Raw genomic sequence first — 17891 nt, forward strand, 5'->3', positions numbered from 1 at the left:
CTTTGTCGCAAAAATTCTCATATCTTAGATTTCTCACATACGAGAAAATCTGCAGAAGGCCCTGGCAGTGAGCCATTTCGATTTCGTCATCATCGGCGCCGGCATTGCCGGAGCCTCCCTCGCCTACCACCTGAGCGAGACGCACAAGGTGCTGGTACTGGAACGCGAAGAGCAGCCCGGCTACCACTCCACCGGGCGTTCGGCCGCCATGTTCATGGAGGCCTACGGCACGCCGCAGATCCAGGCGCTTACCCGTGCCAGCCGCGCCTTCTACGAGAATCCGCCGGCAGGTTTCAGCGAGCACCCGATCCTCACCCCGCGCGGCTGCCTGTACGTCGGCGGCCCCGAGCACATCGAGCTGCTGAACCAGGCCGAAGCCACGCCCGGCGTGCAGCGCATCAGCACCGAAGAGGCGCTGGAGTTCCTTCCCTGCCTTCGCGCGGACGCCATCATCGGCGCGCTCTACGAGCCCGACGCCCGCGATCTCGACGTCCACGCCCTGCACCAGGGCTATCTGCGCGCGCTGCGCCAGCGTGGCGGCGAATTGCGCTGCAACCGCGAGTTACTCTCAGCTCGATACGCCAATGGCCGCTGGGCGCTGGAACTCAGCCATGGCGAAGTCATACAGGCCGCGCAACTGGTCAACGCCGCTGGCGCCTGGGCCGATCACCTGGCCAAGCGCTGCGGCATCCGCCCGATCGGCCTGCAACCCTGCCGCCGTACCGCCTTTACCTTCCCGGCGCCCGACGGCGTGGATATCAGCCAGTGGCCGACGGTGATCGGCATCGACGAGAGCTTCTACTTCAAGCCCGATGCCGGCCAACTGCTCGGCTCCCCCGCCAACGCCGACCCGGTGGAAGCGCAGGACGTGCAGCCCGAAGAATTGGACATCGCCATCGGTGTGCACCACATCGAGGAGCACACAACCCTGGCGATCCGTCGGCCGAACCACAGCTGGGCCGGCCTGCGCTCCTTCGTCGCCGACGGCGACCTGGTGATTGGCGCGGATGCGCAGAACCCGGCGTTCTTCTGGCTGGCCGCCCAGGGTGGTTACGGCATCCAGTCCGCCGACGGCGTTTCGCGCCTGGCCCAGTCACTCCTGCTCGGCCAGCCGCTCCCCGAATCCCTGCGCCAGGAAGGCGTCGATCCCCAGCGCCTGACCCCGGCGCGCCTGCGTTGAATTCCCCCCGGAGACTTACCCATGAGCGATATCCAGCGTTACCCCAGCACCCTGCCCTTCCCCTTCTCCCGCGCGGTGAAAGCCGGCGGCTTCCTGTTCCTCTCCGGCCAGGTGCCGATGACTGCCGACGGCCAGGTGGTGAAAGGCGATATCCAGACCCAGACCGAAGCGGTGATGACCCGCATCGCCGAGAGCCTGGAAGCCTGCGGCGCGAACTTCTCCCAGGTGGTGAAAGCCACCGTGTGGCTGTCGGACATGTCCCACTTCGCCGGTTTCAACGAAGTCTACAAGCGCTACTTCGACCAGGGCCTGCCGGTGCGCTCCTGCGTGGCATCCGCCCTGGCGCTGGGCGTGGACGTCGAGGTTGAAATCCAGGCCTACGTCGGCCAGGCGTAAGCCCTTTTGCGGTCCGGCGCTGAGCCGGGCCGCCCCATAACAACAACAGAGTCTCGATCATGAAAACCAGTCTCAAGCTCGGCGGTGCGTACATCGGCCTGGTGGTGGGCGTCGGCTTCGCCTCGGGCCAGGAGATCCTCCAGTTCTTCGGCGGCTTCGGCATCATGGGCCTGGCCGGCGCAGTGGTAGCGCTGGCGCTGTTCGCCTTCCTGCTGATGAACCTCTACCAGATCGGCAGCCGCCTGCAGACCCAGTCGCACAAGGAAGCCATGGAGTTCATCTGTGGCAAGCCGCTGGGCCGTGTCGTCGACCTGATGCTGACCTTCTTCCTGTTCGGCACCATGGTGGTGATGTTCGCCGGGGCGAACTCGTCCTTCGAGCAGCAACTGGGAATCGGTCACTCCATCGGCGGGATCGTCCTCGGCGTGCTGACCATCATCACCGTGTGCATGGGCCTGAAGCGGGTGATCACCCTGATGAGCCTGATCACCCCGGTACTGATGATCATCGTCGCAATCATCGCCATCTACGCGCTGACGCACATCCAGAAGCCGCTGGCGGAGCTGGAGCAGATCGCCCTGGCGGTGCCGCACCCGGCGCCCAACTGGCTGCTCGGCGCGCTGCTCTACGTCTCCTACAACGTCGCCGCCACCGCGGCCGCCGTGGTGGTGATGGGGGGCAGCGTGGCGAACCTGCGCACTGCCGCGCTGGGCGGCGTGTTCGGTGGTATCGGCGTCGGCGTGCTGATCCTCGCCATGGCGCTGGTCATGCTGGTGCAGATCGACGTGATCGGCGGCAGCGCCATTCCCACCCTGCTGCTGAGCAACAACATCGCGCCCTGGTTCGGCGACGTGATGCTCGCCCTGCTGCTGGTGAAGCTGTACTGCACCACCAGCGGTTTCGCCTACACCCTGGCCGCCCGCTGCGCCGCCTACGGCGTGCCATTCCGCGTGGCAACCGTGGTCGCGGTGGTGCTCGCCTTCATCGCCAGCCAGGTCGGCTTCGTCAGGCTGGTGGGGCTGGTCTACCCGGCCATGGGCTACCTGGGCTTCGTGTTGATGGCGGCCATCGTCATCGCCTGGTGGCGCAATCGCTCGGCGCCGCTGGGGCAGAACGCCTGATCGAGGCACCAACGAAAACGCCCGTCTCTTGCGAGACGGGCGTTTTGCTTTGCGGCTACGACCCGACTAGCGCCGGGGCGTTGCTCAGCCTTCGATGGCCGGGCGCTGGCCGTTGATGGCGATCCGCTTGGGCTTGGCTTCTTCCGGAACGATACGCACCAGCTCAACGCTGAGCAGGCCGTTCTTCAGCGACGCACCCTGAACCTCGATATGGTCGGCGAGGCGGAACGACAGCTTGAAGGCGCGCTGGGCGATGCCCTGGTGCAGGTAGGTGACGCTCTCGGAAGCCTTTTCGCGCTTGCCGCCGTTGACGGTCAGCACACCGCGCTCCACTTGCAGCTCCAGGTCTTCCTCCTGCAGGCCGGCAGCGGCGATGACGATGCGGTACTGGTCGTCACCATGCTTCTCGACGTTGTAGGGCGGGTAGGAACTGCCGCTTTCACTGCGCAGGGCGGATTCGAACAGATCGTTGAAGCGATCGAAGCCGACGGACTGGCGGAACAGCGGGGCGAGGGAAAGGACGTTACTCATTGCGAATCTCCTGAAAATTTCAGCAAGGTATGATCGGGAGCCTGACTTCAGAACTCCGGTGCGGGACCCGTCTTCGGCCTCCCGCAGGAACATAGATTGGGCTGCTCGAATCCATTTCAAGCCCCCTTCGCCACAGGAAGATTTTCCATGGACAAGGTCATGCTGATCACCGGCGCCAGTCGCGGTATCGGCGCCGCCACCGCGCTGCTCGCCGCCGAGCGCGGCTACGTCGTAGCGATCAACTATCGTCGCGAGCGCGAGGCCGCCGAGGCGCTGGTGGCACAAATCACAGGGGCCGGTGGCAAGGCACTCGCCTTCGCCGCTGACGTGGCGGACGAGAGCGATGTGCTGCACCTGTTCCGGGAAGTGGACGAAGCCTTCGGCCGCCTCGACGTGCTGGTGAACAACGCCGGCATCCTGGAGCGCCAGATGCGCCTGGAGGACATGGACGTAGTGCGCCTGCAGCGGGTATTCGCGGTGAATGTCACCGGCACCTTCCTCTGCTGCCGCGAGGCGATCAAACGCATGGCGCGCAAGCACGGCGGCAACGGCGGCAGCATCGTCAACGTCTCATCCATGGCCTCGCGCCTGGGTTCGCCCAACGAGTACATCGACTACGCCGCCGCCAAGGGCGCCGTGGACAGCCTGACCATCGGCCTGGCCAAGGAAGTGGCGGCTGAAGGCATCCGCGTGAATGCCGTGCGACCTGGGCTTATCAAGACCGAAATCCATGCCAGTGGCGGCGAACCCGGGCGCGTGGAGCGCCTGCAAGCGGCGATTCCGCTGGGGCGTGGCGGTGAGGCTGAGGAAGTGGCGCGGGCGATCCTGTTCCTCGCCTCGGACGAATCCAGTTATTCCACCGGCAGTTTCGTCGACGTCAGCGGCGGGCGCTGATTCGGTGTAATCGTGGCGCACGCTTTTGCAGTAGCGAGCTTGCTCGCGAACCGCCCAACACCGATGTGTTGGGAGGAACCGCGTTCGCGAGCAAGCTCGCTCCTACGAAGAGCAGATCAGGCGGCTGCTTCGATCTCGACCTGCAGCATCCGGTCCAGCACTTCGCAATCATGCTCGCGGCGCACCTGGGCAAACAGCTCAACGGCCTCGGGATAACTGCGGGTAAGCATCCCCAGCCACTGCTTCAGGCGCCCCGGCGCATAGCGCGGTGCCAGCTTGCGCCGGGCCTGGCGCCAGAAGTCGTCGAGCAGTACGCGCACTTCCGACCAGGGCATCGGCACCACCTCGCGGCCGTCGCGCCAAGCGGCGATCTGCCGAGCGAGATCGGGGCGTGAAACCAGCCCTCGGCCGAGCATGATGTCCGCCACACCGCTGATGGAGCGGCAGCGATGGTAATCCTCCAGGGTCCAAACTTCGCCATTGGCGAACACCGGCACCTTCACCGCGTCCGCTACTTTCGCCACCCACTCCCAATGCGCGGGCGGCTTATAGCCGTCGGCCTTGGTCCGCGCGTGCACCACCACATGAGCGGAACCGGCGTCGGCCAGGGCGCGCGCGCAGTCGATCGCACCGTCCGGGCTGTCGTAGCCCAGGCGCATCTTCGAGGTCACGGGGATGTGCGCCGGCACCGCGCGGCGCACGGCTTCGATGATGCTGAACATCAGCTCGGGTTCTTTCAGCAATACTGCACCGCCACGAGAGCGATTCACCGTCTTGGCCGGGCAGCCGAAGTTCAGGTCGATCACCGGCGCACCCAGTTCGCAGGCCTGCACGGCGTTCTCCGCCAGCAGCTGCGGGTCGGAGCCGAGCAGTTGCACGCGCATCGGCACGCCGGCGCGCGTCTTGCTGCCGTGCGCCAGTTCCGGGGCGAGCGCCAGGAAGGACGACGGCGGCAGCAGTCGGTCATTGATGCGGATGAATTCGGTGACGCACCAGTCGATGCCGCCGACGCGGGTCAGCACATCGCGGAGGATGTCATCTACCAGCCCCTCCATCGGGGCCAGGGCGATCTGCACGGGGGAATCTCGGGCTATGGCGAAGGCCGCGGATTGTAGGGAATGCGCCGCGCCGGGAAAAGCGCGGCGCGACGGATCACGCGCCGGCGGCCACGGTGTCCGGGGAGAGCAGAGCGCGGCCGTAACCTTCGATGAACTCCGCCGGCATGCGCTTGGGTTTGCCGGTGGACAACTCGATACAGACGAAGGTGGTTTGCGCGCGCAGCAGGGTCAGGGCATCCGCCGGGCGCACCAACTGGAAATAGCGGGTCATCTTCAGACGCTGGTCCGACTCGACGATCCAGGTCGCCAACTGCAACTGATCACCTTCGTAGGCGGCAGCCAGGTAGTCCACTTCGTGGCGGACCACGGCCATGGCACGGTCCAGCCGGCGATACTCGGCCAGGTCCAGCCCGAGCTTCTGCGAATGCCGCCAGGCGCAGCGCTCCAGCCAGCTGACATACACCGCGTTATTGGCGTGGCCGAGGCCGTCAATGTCCTCGGACTTGACCTCGATATCGATGACGAACGGATCGGGTAACCGCCAACTCATGAAGCATGCTCCAGGCTTGCAGCCAGCGCGCGCGCCTCGCTGGCCAATTGGGTGATCTGATCCCAGGCGCGGGCGCGTACCAGGCTGGGCGGTGCGATCCAGGTGCCACCGACGCAGGCGACGTTGGGCAGGCGCAACACGTTGAGCAGGTTTTCCTGGGTGATGCCGCCGGTCGGGCAGAAGCGGATGCCGGCGAACGGTGCCTTGAGGCTCTTGAGCATTTTGATCGCGGCATTGCCGTCGGCGGGGAAGAGCTTCAGCGAGCGATAGCCGTACTCCAGCGCTACCAGCACTTCCGAAGGCGTCATCACACCCGGCAGGAATGGCAGCTTCGCATCGTCGGCGGCGGCTACCAGGCGCGGCGTGCAGCCGGGGCTGACGGCGAACTGGGCGCCGGCATCGCGGGCTTCCTGGAACTGCTCGGTGTGGATCAGGGTGCCGGCACCGATGATCATCTCCGGCAGCTCGCGGCGGATCTCCGCGACCGCATCCAGCGCCTGCGGCGTGCGCAGGGTCACTTCCAGCACCCGCACACCACCGTCATACAGTGCACGGGCCAGATCGGCGGCCAGCGCCACATCGTCGATCACCAGCACCGGCATGACAGGGCGAGCCTTCTGCAGTACCCAATCCAGCGACAGATTCATGCATTCCCCCATCGACCACCCGCGTGCGCAAGACCTCGCGCCCAGGCCGGGGCGGCCGGAAATGCCCGAAAGTCTACGCCAGCGCGCCGGGCCTGACGACCCGCAAGGGGCCATCAAGAAACGAAAACGGCGGCCTGTAGCCGCCGTCATCACCTGGGTGAATGACTCAGGAAACCAGGGCCAGGGGCAGTGGCTCCTCGACCGCTTCCAGCAACTCGAGGATCGCGTCGATGACGGCTGCGTCCGCCATCACACGGTGATGTCCACCAGCGGGCAGGCGCAGCAGCCGGCTTTGCGGCCAGGCTTCATGGATGGCCGCCGCCTCGCTCACGCGCACGTAGCGATCATCCTCGGCGTGAACTACCAGGCCAGGAAAGTCCAGCTGATAGCGCGCCACATCCAGCTGTCTGGCGGCGATCCCCGCGCGGCTTTCGATCATCCGGATGAAGCGCGAGCGCGCTACCGGCGGCAAGCCGACGACTTTGGAGAAACCCCGCAGGACGCCGAGCACATTGCTGGGCGCACCGATGGTGACCAGCGTTTCGGTACGCAAGCCCATCTGGGTGGCCAGCAAGGCGCTGGCGCCGCCCATGGAATGGCCGATCACCGCGCGCAGCGGAGGCAGCTCGCCAGCCGCCTCAAGGAGCGCACGGGCGAACAGCACGATATCCGCTTCCTGGCCGGGCGAGCGCCCATGCCCCGGCCCATCCAGGGCGATCACGCCGTAACCGGCGCCCACCAGATTCTCGATCAGGGTGGCGAACTGGGTGGGTCGCCCTTCCCAACCGTGCATCAGCAACACGGCCGGCCCTTCTCCCCAGCGCAACGCGGACAAACCAAAGCGCAGGGTCACGCGCTCCGAGCTGGCCAGCAGCGGCAGCTCCCAGTCACGCGGCGCATGTTCATTAGGCGTCACGAACAGCTGACGCATGCGCCCCGCCGCCCATTGCGGCGCCACGCGCCCCAGGGTGGCATTGATGCCTCGAACCCAGCTCAGACTGCTCATTTTCCCGTACCTCCTCAGATCACCGCTTTCTTCGCGGCACGCAGGACGCGATCGGACAGGTCGCCGTCACCCAGGGCCCGGGCCAGCGCCAATCCACCAATCATCAGGGCCATGTCGCTGAGCACCGTGTCGATCTCTTCAGGACGCCCGGCCAACGCCGCGACCATCAATTCCACGTGCTCTTCCAGGGTCTGACGGAAGGCATCCGGCAGGTTGGCCACCTCGTTGAGCGAACTGGGAATCGGGCACCCCTCCTCCTCGGTGTCGCGATGCTTGCGCGATAGGTAGAACTGCGCCGTCAGCGCACGGCGCTCGGCGAAGCTCAGTTTCGGATCGAAGCGCTTGAGCCCTTCACGACGCTTGGCGAGCAGCTCGCGGAAGGCTTCCAGCATGAGCGCATCCTTGCTCTCGAAGTGCGAATAAAAGCCGCCCACCGTCAGCCCCGCCGCCGACATCACCTCGCCCACGCTCGGGCCGACCGGGCCGCGCTGCAGCAGCGCGCTGGTGGCAGCAGACAGGATGCGTTCGCGGGTCTGGGCTTTCTTGTCGCTCATGGCGGGCCTCCGGCTAAAATATTATGGATAGAATATTATTCTCATAATAAAAATCGGCAAGCAGAAGTTGCGACCGCCGGTCGGGAGAATTTTTTTGGAGAGGGATAAAAACAAAAGGGCCACTGAAAGTCTCAGTGGCCCTATAGGCATCGCAGAGCGATAAAAATGGCGTCCCCTAGGGGACTCGAACCCCTGTTACCGCCGTGAAAGGGCGGTGTCCTAGGCCACTAGACGAAGGGGACATATCCTTCGAAGAAACCCACCAGGCGGTGGATTCTGGCTTCATCCCGTATGGGAATTTGGTGGAGCTAGACGGGATCGAACCGTCGACCTCTTGCATGCCATGCAAGCGCTCTCCCAGCTGAGCTATAGCCCCAGATGACTCTGGCTGACGACGCGGACGCATCGTCGCTGGAATAGTGGCGTCCCCTAGGGGACTCGAACCCCTGTTACCGCCGTGAAAGGGCGGTGTCCTAGGCCACTAGACGAAGGGGACGCAAAACCTTCGATTTCAGCTCCGTTCGGACAAACGAAGCTTACTGGTAATTTGGTGGAGCTAGACGGGATCGAACCGTCGACCTCTTGCATGCCATGCAAGCGCTCTCCCAGCTGAGCTATAGCCCCAAAGTACCGCTGGATCTACCGTTCCGCTTCGCCCTGTCAGTTCAGTTCGTCGCTGGAACGGGGCGCATCTTAGGGGCGAGGCGAACCCCTGTCAACAACATTTTTTCAGATTTCTTATTTTTTTCTCCCACAGAACAATCACTTAAGTGACCATCGCGGTTTCCGGCCGGCGAAATCCGCGGCTCGCCTGCCCTCCTCCGGCGCGTCCGCAGCCACCGCCGCCAGCATGAAAAAGGCCAGACGCTTCGCAGCGCCCGGCCTTTTTCAGTGTAGGAAAGAACTCAGGAGCCGATGGCGTCGCGAATCTTTTCCCACTCCTTGGCTTCTTTCTTCGACGCACCGCCCAGCAGTTCCAGCGCCTGGCGCAGGCGATAGCGCGACAGGTCGGCACCGAGGATTTCCATGGCGTCGAGCACCGACACCGAACTGGCGTGACCGGTGATCGCCGGGAACATCAGCGGCATCACATCACGTAGCTTGAGGCCCAGGTGCTCGGCCACGGCCTGGATGGTCGCGGTGATGCGGTCCTTCTCCCACTGGCGCAGCGCTTCGAGCTTCCACAGGACCAGTTGCAGCACCTGGCGAACCTGAGTGGCATCGAGTTTCTTGTGCTCGAACAGCTTGGCGTCCAGCTGCACGCCGCCGCTGAAGAAGAAACCGGCCAGCGGAGCGATCTGGCTGAAATTCTCCACGCGGCCTTGCACGTGCGGGGCGATCTTCATCAGGTACTCGGGGTTGAGTGCCCACTTCTGCACTTCCTTCGCGAAGTCCTCGACGGACAGCTCGCGGATCCACTGGCCGTTCAGCCAGGAGAGCTTCTCGATGTCGAAGATCGGCCCGCCCAGCGACACGCGGGACAGGTCGAAGTGCTCGATCATCTCCGCCAGGCTGAACTTCTCGCGCTCGTCGGGCATGGACCAGCCCATGCGGCCAAGGTAGTTCAGCAGCGCCTGGGGCAGCAGGCCCATGCGCTCGTAGAAGGTGATGGAAGTGGGGTTCTTGCGCTTGGACAGCTTGCTCTTGTCCGGGTTGCGCAGCAGCGGCATGTAGCACAGCACCGGCTGCTCCCAGCCGAAGTACTCGTACAGCTTGATCAGCTTGGGCGCCGAGGGCAGCCACTCTTCGCCGCGCAGGACGTGGGTGATGCCCATCAGGTGGTCGTCGACCACGTTGGCGAGGAAGTAGGTGGGCAGGCCGTCGGCCTTCATCAGCACCTGCATGTCCATGCGGTCCCACGGGATTTCCACGTCGCCACGGAGCATGTCCGGCACCACGCAGACGCCCTCGGTCGGCACCTTCATGCGCACCACATGGGATTCGCCAGCGGCGATGCGCTTGGCCGACTCCTCCTTCGGGATGTGCATGCAATGGCCGTCGTAGCGCGGGGTTTCCTTACGCGCCTGCTGCTCGGCACGCAGCGCGTCGAGACGCTCGGAAGAGCAGAAGCAGGGGAAGGCATGGCCCTTCTCGACCAGCTCGTCGCTGTACTGCTTATAGATGGCACCACGTTCGCTCTGCCGATACGGGCCGTGCGGGCCGCCGACGTCCGGGCCCTCGTCCCACTCGATACCCAGCCAGCGCAGTGCGTCGAAGATCTGCTGTTCCGACTCGCGGGTCGAGCGCACCTGGTCGGTGTCCTCGATACGCAGGATGAACTGACCGCCGTGCTGGCGGGCGAAGCAGAGGTTGAACAGCGCGATATACGCGGTGCCGACGTGCGGGTCACCGGTGGGAGACGGCGCGATACGGGTGCGGACTGTGGTCATGAAGGCTCTCGTGTGAAGCAATTCTTCGTGTGAAGCGGCGACAGCGCGCGACGGCGCGCGCTCATGGGTGCGATGGTATCAGGCGGGCCGCCTTCGGCTCCAGCCAGCGACCGGGATCGATAGGCAGGTTATTGATCAGGAAGTCGAGGAAGGCCTTCACCTTCATCGCCTGGAAACGCCGCGACGGGTAGACCGCGTAGAGCTCACCCACCGGCAGCTGAATGTGTGGCAGCACCCGGACCAGGCGGCCGCTGGCCAGTTCTTCGTCAACGATGAGTTCCGGCAGCGAGGCGATTCCGGCCCCCGCCAGCACTGTCTCGCGGGCAAAGGTGATGTTGTTGCACGAAAGCACCCGGTGGCACGGCACGGTCTCCCCGCGCAGCGGCCAGTAGCGCTGGGAATCGGCCTGCAACAATACCGCGCGGTGGCCGGCCAGCTCCTCGACGGTCTCGGGCCGGCCGTGCAGTTCCAGGTAGTCCGGGCTGGCGCACAGGCAGCGGTTGGTGGTGAGCATGCGCCGGGCGATCAGGGTCGAATCTTCCGGCTGGCCGACCATGATGACGATATCCACACCCTCCTCCAGTGGATCCACGTTGCGCGAGGTCAGCTCGACCTCGGCGGTGATCTGCGGATACAGGTTCATGAAATCACCCAGCACCTTGGCCAGGTACATCTGGCCGAACTCGATGGGCGCGCTGATCCGCAACAATCCCGAGGGCGCCTGCTGCAACTGCATCACCGCCTGCTCGGCCTCGGCGAAGTCATGCATGATCTGTCGGCAACGGTCGTAGTAGGCCTGGCCCACTTCGGTCAGGCGCAGCTTTCGGGTGGTGCGGTTGATCAGCCGCACGCCCAGGCGCTCTTCCAGCAGCGCGATACGCCGGCTCACCGTCGATTTCTGCATGCCCAGGCTTTGCGCGGCCTGGGTGAAACTGTGCAGCTCCACGACGCGGGTGAAGATCAGCGCATCATCCAGCCCCATGATTGTTCCCTATAAGCAACAAAGTTTCCGAAGTGTAGCGGCTACGTGCCGCCACGGAACACTGTTACATTGGCAAACATTTTTTGGCCAACCAAACGCTCGTTTACCTATGCCCGCACAATTACAACGCCGCCTGACCGTGTTCTTCGTCATCCTCGCCGTGGTCGCCCTCGCCTTCCTGGCGCGCTGGTACTTCATCGGCCGCTTCGTCGAGACCACCGACAACGCTTACGTGCAGGGCGAGATCACCCGCATTGCCAGCCAGCTCGGCGCCCGCGTCGACGAGGTGCTGGTGCAGGACAACCAGCACGTGGAGAAAGGCCAGTTGCTGGTGAAACTGGAAGCCGCTGACTTCCAGCTCGCGCTGGACCGCGCCAAGGCCACCCTGGCCACCCGCGAAGCGGAACTGGAGCAGGCGCGCAGCAAGCTCAAGGGCCAGACCAGCATGATCGCGGCCAGCGCGGCCGACGTGAACGCCAGCCAGGCCACCCTCGGCCGCACCGAAGTCGATCTCGGCCGCGCCCAGGCGCTGCGCAAGCCCGGCTATGTGTCGGAAGAGCGCGTCACTACCCTGGCCGCCGACTCCAACGTCGCGCGCTCCCAGGTGGCCAAGGCCCAGGCTGATCTGCAGGCCCAGCGCGTACAGCGCGAAACCCTGGGTACCGACATCCAGCGGCTGCAGGCGCAGATCGAGAGCGCCCGCGCCGACATCACCCAGGCCGAGATCAACCTCGCCCGCACCGAGATCCACGCGCCGGTCAGCGGCCTGGTCGGCCAGCGCGGCGCCCGCGTCGGCCAATACGTACAGGTCGGCAGCCAGTTGCTGTCGCTGGTGCCGGACGACGGCATCTGGGTCCAGGCCAACTTCAAGGAAACCCAGATCGGCAAGATGCGCCCCGGCCAGACCACCCGACTGGTGTTCGACTCCTTCCCCGACACTCCCATCGAAGGCCAGGTGCAGAGCCTGTTCGCCGCCTCCGGCGCACAGTTCAGCCTGCTGCCACCGGACAACGCCACCGGCAACTTCACCAAGGTGGTGCAGCGCATTCCGGTCAAGATCACCTTCGCCGACGACAACCCGCTCAAGGGCCTGATCCGCCCGGGCATGTCCGTCGAGGCCGAGGTCGAGCTGCGTGTCCGCTGATGCCCTGGTGCGGCCGGTCGGGGAACCGACCCGCCGCGACTGGATCGCCGTGTTCAGCGCCATGCTCGGCGCGTTCATGGCGGTCCTCGACATCCAGATCACCAACTCCTCGCTGAAGGATATCCAGGGCGCGCTGGCCGCCACCCTGGAGGAAGGCTCGTGGATTTCCACCTCCTATCTGGTGGCGGAAATCATCATGATCCCGCTCACCGCCTGGCTGGTTCAGCTGCTCTCGGCGCGCCGGCTGGCCTGGATGATCTCCGTCGGCTTCCTGTTCTCCTCGCTGCTCTGCTCGTTCGCCTGGAACCTGGAGAGCATGATCGTGTTCCGTGCCATGCAGGGCTTCACTGGCGGCGCACTGATTCCCCTGGCGTTCACTCTGGCGCTGATCAAGCTGCCGGAGCACCACCGCCCCAAGGGCATGGCCCTGTTCGCCATCACCGCCACCTTCGCGCCCTCCATCGGGCCGACCCTGGGCGGCTGGCTGACCGAGAACTTCGGCTGGGAGTACATCTTCTACATCAACATTCCGCCGGGCCTGCTGATGATCGCCGGGCTGCTCTACGGCCTGGAGAAGAAGCCGCCGCACTGGGAACTGCTGAAAAGCACCGACTACGCCGGCATCGTCACCATGGCCATCGGCCTGGGCTGCCTGCAGGTGTTCCTGGAAGAAGGCCACCGAAAGGATTGGCTGGAATCGAACCTGATCGTCAGCCTGGGCAGCATCGCCCTGGTCAGCCTGATCCTCTTCGTGATCCTGCAGACCTCGCGGCCCAACCCGCTGATCAACCTGGGCATCCTGCGCAACCGTAACTTCGGCCTGTCGAGCATTTCCAGCATCGGCCTGGGGATGGGGCTGTACGGCTCGATCTACGTGCTGCCGCTGTATCTCGCACAGATCCAGGGCTACAACGCCATGCAGATCGGCGAGGTGATCATGTGGATGGGTGTGCCCCAGCTGTTCCTCATCCCGCTGATACCCAAGCTGATGAAGATCATCGAGCCGCGCCTGCTGTGCGCCGTGGGTTTTGGCCTGTTCGGCATGGCGAGCTTCTTCTCCGGCGTGCTCAACCCGGACTTCGCCGGCCCGCAGTTCAACCAGATCCAGCTGTTGCGCGCCCTCGGCCAACCGATGGTGATGGTCACCATCTCGCTGATCGCCACCGTCTACCTGCAACCGCAGGACGCAGGTTCGGCCTCCAGCCTGTTCAACATCCTGCGCAACCTGGGCGGCGCCATCGGCATCGCGCTGCTGGCGACGCTGCTGGATAGCCGCGCCAAGGTCTATTACGACTACCTGCGCGAAGCGGTGGTGCCGGTGAACGGCGCTGTGGATGAGCGCCTGGCGCAGCTGACTTCGCAGCTGGGGACACAGCAGGCGGCGCTGGGCAAGATCAGCGAGATTGTCCACCAGCAGGCGGCGATCATGGCCTACAACGACGCCTTCCATGCCATAGGCATCGTGCTGGCAGTCAGCATGGTGGCGGTGTTGCTGACGCGCCCGCTGCCGGCGGGCGTGGGTTCTGGAGCTGCGGCCGGGGCGCATTGAGCCCACTATCCTTCCAGACACTGTAGGAGCGAGCTTGCTCGCGAACGCTCAATCAGCCGGCCACACCGGCATCAGGCAGTTCGTGAGCAAGCTCGCTCCTACATAAACCGCTCAGCCCATCGATACGATGCGGTCGCGCAACTTGCCTATCTCGTCGCGCACACCGGCCGCGGCCTCGAACTCCAGGTCGCGGGCCAACTGGTACATGCGCTCTTCCAGCTGCTTGATACGCTTGCCGATCTCCTCCGGCGTACGCGGCTCGTTGTCGTAGCGGCCGCTCTCCTCCGCCACTTTCGCCAAGCTGCGGCGCTTGCCCTTGGCGCCCGGCACCACGGCCCCTTCGAGGATGTCCTTGATATCCTTGGTGACGCCCTTGGGCACGATGCCGTTCGCTTCGTTGAAGGCCACCTGCTTGGTGCGCCGGCGCTCGGTCTCGTTGATCGCCCGCTGCATCGAGCCGGTGATGTTGTCGGCGTAGAGGATCGCCTTGCCGTGCAGGTTCCGCGCGGCGCGGCCGATGGTCTGGATCAGCGAGCGCTCGGAACGCAGGAAGCCCTCCTTGTCCGCATCGAGGATGGCCACCAGCGCCACTTCGGGCATGTCCAGGCCCTCACGCAGCAGGTTGATGCCCACCAGTACGTCGAACTTGCCCAGGCGCAGGTCGCGGATGATTTCCACCCGCTCCACGGTGTCGATGTCCGAGTGCAGGTAACGCACGCGCACGTCGTGGTCGCCCAGGTAGTCGGTCAGGTCCTCGGCCATGCGCTTGGTCAGGGTGGTGACCAGTACGCGCTGATCCAGCGCCACGCGCTTGCCGATCTCCGAGAGCAGGTCGTCCACCTGGGTGGTCGCCGGGCGGATTTCCACTTCCGGGTCGACCAGGCCGGTGGGGCGCACCACCTGCTCGATCACGCGACCGGCGTGCTGTTCTTCATACGGGCCGGGCGTCGCCGAGACGAAGATGGTCTGCGGGCTGATCGCCTCCCACTCCTCGAAGCGCAGCGGCCGGTTGTCCAGCGCCGAGGGCAGGCGGAAGCCGTACTCCACCAGGGTTTCCTTGCGCGAGCGGTCGCCCTTGTACATCGCGCCGACCTGGGGAACGCTGACGTGGGATTCGTCGATCACCAGCAGCGAGTTGGCCGGCAGGTAGTCGTAGAGGGTCGGCGGCGGCTCGCCGGGACCACGGCCGGAGAGATAGCGCGAGTAGTTCTCGATGCCGTTGCAATAGCCCAGCTCGAGGATCATCTCCAGGTCAAAGCGGGTGCGCTGCTCCAGGCGCTGGGCCTCCACCAGCTTGTTGTTGGTGCGCAGGTAATCCAGGCGCTGCTTGAGTTCGGCCTTGATGTGCTCCACCGCCTCGAGCAGCGTCTCCCGCGGGGTGACGTAGTGGCTCTTGGGGTAGAAGGTGAAGCGCGGCAGCTTGGTGAGCACCTCGCCAGTGAGCGGATCGAAGGCGGCGATGTTCTCCACTTCATCGTCGAACAGCTCGACACGGATCGCCTCCAGGTCCGATTCCGCCGGGAAGATGTCGATCACATCGCCACGCACGCGGAAGGTGGCGCGGGCGAAGTCCATGTCATTGCGCGTGTATTGCAGGCTGGTCAGGCGACGCAGCAGCTCGCGCTGGTCCATCTTGTCGCCGCGATCCAGGTGAAGGACCATTTTCAGGTAGGACGCCGGATCGCCCAGACCATAGATCGACGACACGGTACAGACGATGATCGCGTCCTCGCGCTCCAGCAGCGCCTTGGTCGCTGACAACCGCATCTGCTCGATGTGGTCGTTGATCGAGGAATCCTTCTCGATGTAGGTGTCCGAGGACGGCACGTAGGCCTCGGGCTGGTAATAGTCGTAGTAGGAGACGAAGTACTCCACCGCATTGTTCGGGAAGAAGGTCTTGAACTCGCCGTACAACTGCGCGGCCAGGGTCTTGTTCGGCGCCAGGACCATGGTCGGGCGCTGTACCTGGGCAATGACGTTGGCGATGCTGAAGGTCTTGCCGGAACCGGTCACCCCCAACAGCGTCTGGTGCGACAGGCCCGCTTCCAACCCTTCAACCATCTGTCGGATGGCTTCTGGCTGATCGCCAGCGGGCTTGAAGCGCGAATCCAGCTGGAATAACGACATGGGAACCTCGCTTTGACGTGTGACGCTTCGGTCGCCAAAGCGTCATACCAGTCGAAAAGCATGCGCGACAACTCGCCGCCTGCCATAGAGGCCTATATACTACCGGCCCGTCGACGCATCCCCCAGCGCCGTGTGTGGGGGAATGCAATTGCATTTCACTCCCGCCTTAGAGCTGCTGCCAAAATGAGTCTGTTCTCCGCTGTCGAAATGGCCCCCCGTGACCCGATCCTGGGCCTGAACGAAGCTTTCAACGCCGATACCCGTCCGGGCAAGATCAACCTGGGCGTGGGCGTGTATTACAACGAGGAAGGCCGTCTCCCGTTGCTGCGCGCCGTCCAGGCCGCGGAGAAGGCCCGCATCGAGGCTCACGCCCCGCGCGGCTACCTGCCGATCGAAGGCATCGCTGCCTACGATTCGGGCGTACAGAAGCTGCTGTTCGGCGCTGATTCCGAGCTGCTGACCGAAGGCCGCGTGGTCACCACCCAGGCCGTCGGCGGTACCGGCGCGCTGAAAACCGGTGCCGACTTCCTCAAGCGCCTGCTGCCCAACGCCACCGTTGCCATCAGCGACCCGAGCTGGGAAAACCACCGCGCGCTGTTCGAAGCCGCTGGTTTCCCGGTGCAGAACTACCGTTACTACGACGCCGCCACCCATGGTGTGAACCGCGCCGGCCTGCTGGAAGACCTCAACGCCCTGCCCTCGCAGTCCATCGTTGTCCTGCACGCCTGCTGCCACAACCCGACTGGCGTCGACCTGACCATGGACGACTGGAAACAGGTTCTGGACGTTCTGAAAGCCAAGGGCCACGTGCCGTTCCTGGACATCGCCTACCAGGGCTTCGGCGACGGCATCGACGAAGACGCCTCCGCTGTGCGCCTGTTCGCCCAGTCCGGCCTGAACTTCTTCGTCTCCAGCTCCTTCTCCAAATCGTTCTCGCTGTACGGCGAGCGCGTTGGCGCCCTGTCGGTCGTGACTGATAGCCGCGAGGAATCCGCTCGTGTCCTGTCCCAGGTCAAGCGCGTGATCCGCACCAACTACTCCAACCCGCCGACCCACGGCGCCAGCGTCGTCGCTTCCGTGCTGAACAGCCCGGAGCTGCGTGCAGTATGGGAAGAAGAACTGGGCGAGATGCGCACCCGCATTCGCGCCATGCGTGAAGCCATGGTTGCCCAACTGGCTGCCCAGGGTGCCAAGCGCGACTTCGGCTTCGTTGCCCAGCAGCGCGGCATGTTCTCCTACTCCGGCCTGACCGCCGAGCAGGTGGAGCGCCTGAAGAATGAGTTCGGCATCTACGCCGTCGGTACCGGCCGTATCTGCGTTGCCGCATTGAACAACGGCAACCTGGACACCGTCACCCGCGCCATCGTCCAGGTGCTGTAAAAAATCAGGGGAAGTCGTCGGCATGATGTTGACTTCCCCTTCTTAATCAGTAAGATACGCACCGTTGTTCCGCGATAGCTCAGTCGGTAGAGCAAATGACTGTTAATCATTGGGTCCCTGGTTCGAGTCCAGGTCGCGGAGCCAAATTCAAAGCCCTCGGCACAAGCCGGGGGCTTTTTTATTGGGCGCTGGACTCTCTCCAGGGACAGCGTCCCAGGTGATGCCCCCTTCGGGGCCGCGCTGAAGCGCGTTCGGCTGACGCCGTCGAGTCCAGGTCGCGGAGCCAAATTCGAAGCCCTCGGCACACGCCGGGGGCTTTTTCTTTGGATTCGAAAAAGTCCCCAATGAAAAAGCCGGTCGACGACCGGCCTTTTCATTCCAA

16 protein-coding genes and 5 tRNA genes are annotated in these 17891 nt (G+C 64.5%); 8 read left to right on the forward strand and 13 right to left on the reverse strand.

All coding sequences use genetic code 11. From position 1 onward, the window contains the following. Window positions 1-67 precede the first annotated feature (67 nt). Genes G4G71_RS20825 through G4G71_RS20835 form a run of 3 tightly spaced genes read left to right on the forward strand, consistent with a single transcriptional unit; the run spans window position 68 to window position 2697 of the window. Window positions 68-1180 (forward strand): NAD(P)/FAD-dependent oxidoreductase, encoded by a 1113-nt coding sequence (locus G4G71_RS20825; RefSeq protein WP_169939828.1) that lies wholly within the window; start codon window positions 68-70, stop codon window positions 1178-1180. A gap of 21 nt (window positions 1181-1201) precedes the next feature. Next, window positions 1202-1576: a RidA family protein gene (locus G4G71_RS20830; RefSeq protein ID WP_045211910.1), complete on the forward strand. Its 375-nt coding sequence runs from the start codon at window positions 1202-1204 to the stop codon at window positions 1574-1576. A gap of 59 nt (window positions 1577-1635) precedes the next feature. Continuing rightward, window positions 1636-2697 (forward strand): YkvI family membrane protein, encoded by a 1062-nt coding sequence (locus G4G71_RS20835; RefSeq protein WP_169939829.1) that lies wholly within the window; start codon window positions 1636-1638, stop codon window positions 2695-2697. An 84-nt stretch (window positions 2698-2781) separates the two neighbouring features. On the opposite strand, the gene G4G71_RS20840 is transcribed toward G4G71_RS20835, so the two are convergent. Then, window positions 2782-3228 (reverse strand): Hsp20 family protein, encoded by a 447-nt coding sequence (locus G4G71_RS20840; protein ID WP_024766905.1) that lies wholly within the window; start codon window positions 3226-3228, stop codon window positions 2782-2784. Window positions 3229-3375: 147 nt separating this feature from the next. Here G4G71_RS20840 and G4G71_RS20845 point away from each other — a divergent pair, with 147 nt between their 5' ends. Next, window positions 3376-4122: an SDR family oxidoreductase gene (locus G4G71_RS20845; RefSeq protein ID WP_169939830.1), complete on the forward strand. Its 747-nt coding sequence runs from the start codon at window positions 3376-3378 to the stop codon at window positions 4120-4122. A gap of 116 nt (window positions 4123-4238) precedes the next feature. On the opposite strand, the gene G4G71_RS20850 is transcribed toward G4G71_RS20845, so the two are convergent. The 11 genes from G4G71_RS20850 to G4G71_RS20900 all read right to left on the reverse strand — a co-directional run bounded on the left by G4G71_RS20850 (window position 4239) and on the right by G4G71_RS20900 (window position 11309). Beyond that, window positions 4239-5198 (reverse strand): tRNA dihydrouridine synthase, encoded by a 960-nt coding sequence (locus G4G71_RS20850; protein ID WP_169939831.1) that lies wholly within the window; start codon window positions 5196-5198, stop codon window positions 4239-4241. A 76-nt stretch (window positions 5199-5274) separates the two neighbouring features. Further along, window positions 5275-5730 (reverse strand): acyl-CoA thioesterase, encoded by a 456-nt coding sequence (locus tag G4G71_RS20855; protein WP_054909158.1) that lies wholly within the window; start codon window positions 5728-5730, stop codon window positions 5275-5277. Further along, window positions 5727-6377 (reverse strand): bifunctional 4-hydroxy-2-oxoglutarate aldolase/2-dehydro-3-deoxy-phosphogluconate aldolase, encoded by a 651-nt coding sequence (locus G4G71_RS20860; RefSeq protein WP_169939832.1) that lies wholly within the window; start codon window positions 6375-6377, stop codon window positions 5727-5729. Before G4G71_RS20860 ends, G4G71_RS20855 begins: the two co-directional genes overlap by 4 nt. 166 nt (window positions 6378-6543) lie before the next feature. Beyond that, on the reverse strand, window positions 6544-7383 hold the full coding sequence (locus G4G71_RS20865) for an alpha/beta fold hydrolase (RefSeq protein WP_169939834.1): 840 nt from the start codon (window positions 7381-7383) through the stop codon (window positions 6544-6546). Between the two features lie 14 nt (window positions 7384-7397). Beyond that, window positions 7398-7937, reverse strand: a complete 540-nt coding sequence (locus G4G71_RS20870; protein ID WP_169939836.1) for a TetR/AcrR family transcriptional regulator — start codon at window positions 7935-7937, stop codon at window positions 7398-7400. A gap of 166 nt (window positions 7938-8103) precedes the next feature. Continuing rightward, window positions 8104-8179 (reverse strand) — tRNA-Glu (locus tag G4G71_RS20875). Between the two features lie 58 nt (window positions 8180-8237). Further along, a tRNA-Ala gene (locus G4G71_RS20880) sits at window positions 8238-8313 on the reverse strand. Between the two features lie 44 nt (window positions 8314-8357). After that, window positions 8358-8433, reverse strand: a tRNA-Glu gene (locus G4G71_RS20885). 52 nt (window positions 8434-8485) lie between these two features. Then, a tRNA-Ala gene (locus tag G4G71_RS20890) sits at window positions 8486-8561 on the reverse strand. A 281-nt stretch (window positions 8562-8842) separates the two neighbouring features. After that, window positions 8843-10327: a glutamate--tRNA ligase gene (gltX, locus tag G4G71_RS20895; protein ID WP_169939838.1), complete on the reverse strand. Its 1485-nt coding sequence runs from the start codon at window positions 10325-10327 to the stop codon at window positions 8843-8845. Window positions 10328-10388: 61 nt separating this feature from the next. Further along, window positions 10389-11309, reverse strand: a complete 921-nt coding sequence (locus tag G4G71_RS20900) for a LysR family transcriptional regulator (RefSeq protein WP_169939840.1) — start codon at window positions 11307-11309, stop codon at window positions 10389-10391. Between the two features lie 109 nt (window positions 11310-11418). On the opposite strand from G4G71_RS20900, the gene G4G71_RS20905 reads away from it, so the two are divergent. Further along, window positions 11419-12453, forward strand: coding sequence for an HlyD family secretion protein (locus G4G71_RS20905; protein ID WP_054909153.1), 1035 nt, complete (start codon window positions 11419-11421; stop codon window positions 12451-12453). After that, window positions 12443-14002 carry an MDR family MFS transporter gene (locus tag G4G71_RS20910; protein ID WP_064979860.1) on the forward strand — a complete coding sequence of 520 codons (1560 nt, stop codon included), beginning with the start codon at window positions 12443-12445 and terminating at the stop codon, window positions 14000-14002. Before G4G71_RS20905 ends, G4G71_RS20910 begins: the two co-directional genes overlap by 11 nt. A gap of 111 nt (window positions 14003-14113) precedes the next feature. On the opposite strand, the gene uvrB is transcribed toward G4G71_RS20910, so the two are convergent. Then, a complete protein-coding gene (gene uvrB / locus G4G71_RS20915; RefSeq protein WP_169939842.1) occupies window positions 14114-16129 on the reverse strand; it encodes an excinuclease ABC subunit UvrB in 2016 nt (671 codons plus the stop codon). Window positions 16130-16312: 183 nt separating this feature from the next. Here uvrB and G4G71_RS20920 point away from each other — a divergent pair, with 183 nt between their 5' ends. Further along, complete coding sequence (locus G4G71_RS20920) at window positions 16313-17509, forward strand: amino acid aminotransferase (protein ID WP_169939844.1); 1197 nt, start codon at window positions 16313-16315, stop codon at window positions 17507-17509. 68 nt (window positions 17510-17577) lie between these two features. Beyond that, window positions 17578-17653 (forward strand) — tRNA-Asn (locus G4G71_RS20925). The last annotated feature ends 238 nt before the right edge of the window (window positions 17654-17891 follow it).

Source organism: Pseudomonas multiresinivorans (assembly GCF_012971725.1).
Lineage (GTDB): Bacteria > Pseudomonadota > Gammaproteobacteria > Pseudomonadales > Pseudomonadaceae > Pseudomonas > Pseudomonas multiresinivorans.

Coding starts and splice junctions, on each gene's coding strand:
- G4G71_RS20865 (WP_169939834.1), bottom strand. CDS start 7,383: ATGAGCAGTCTGAGCTGGGTTCGAGGCATCAATGCCACCCTGGGGCGC.
- G4G71_RS20920 (WP_169939844.1), top strand. CDS start 16,313: ATGAGTCTGTTCTCCGCTGTCGAAATGGCCCCCCGTGACCCGATCCTG.
- G4G71_RS20900 (WP_169939840.1), bottom strand. CDS start 11,309: ATGGGGCTGGATGATGCGCTGATCTTCACCCGCGTCGTGGAGCTGCAC.
- G4G71_RS20830 (WP_045211910.1), top strand. CDS start 1,202: ATGAGCGATATCCAGCGTTACCCCAGCACCCTGCCCTTCCCCTTCTCC.
- G4G71_RS20905 (WP_054909153.1), top strand. CDS start 11,419: ATGCCCGCACAATTACAACGCCGCCTGACCGTGTTCTTCGTCATCCTC.
- G4G71_RS20835 (WP_169939829.1), top strand. CDS start 1,636: ATGAAAACCAGTCTCAAGCTCGGCGGTGCGTACATCGGCCTGGTGGTG.
- G4G71_RS20845 (WP_169939830.1), top strand. CDS start 3,376: ATGGACAAGGTCATGCTGATCACCGGCGCCAGTCGCGGTATCGGCGCC.
- gltX (WP_169939838.1), bottom strand. CDS start 10,327: ATGACCACAGTCCGCACCCGTATCGCGCCGTCTCCCACCGGTGACCCG.
- G4G71_RS20855 (WP_054909158.1), bottom strand. CDS start 5,730: ATGAGTTGGCGGTTACCCGATCCGTTCGTCATCGATATCGAGGTCAAG.
- G4G71_RS20870 (WP_169939836.1), bottom strand. CDS start 7,937: ATGAGCGACAAGAAAGCCCAGACCCGCGAACGCATCCTGTCTGCTGCC.
- uvrB (WP_169939842.1), bottom strand. CDS start 16,129: ATGTCGTTATTCCAGCTGGATTCGCGCTTCAAGCCCGCTGGCGATCAG.
- G4G71_RS20860 (WP_169939832.1), bottom strand. CDS start 6,377: ATGAATCTGTCGCTGGATTGGGTACTGCAGAAGGCTCGCCCTGTCATG.
- G4G71_RS20840 (WP_024766905.1), bottom strand. CDS start 3,228: ATGAGTAACGTCCTTTCCCTCGCCCCGCTGTTCCGCCAGTCCGTCGGC.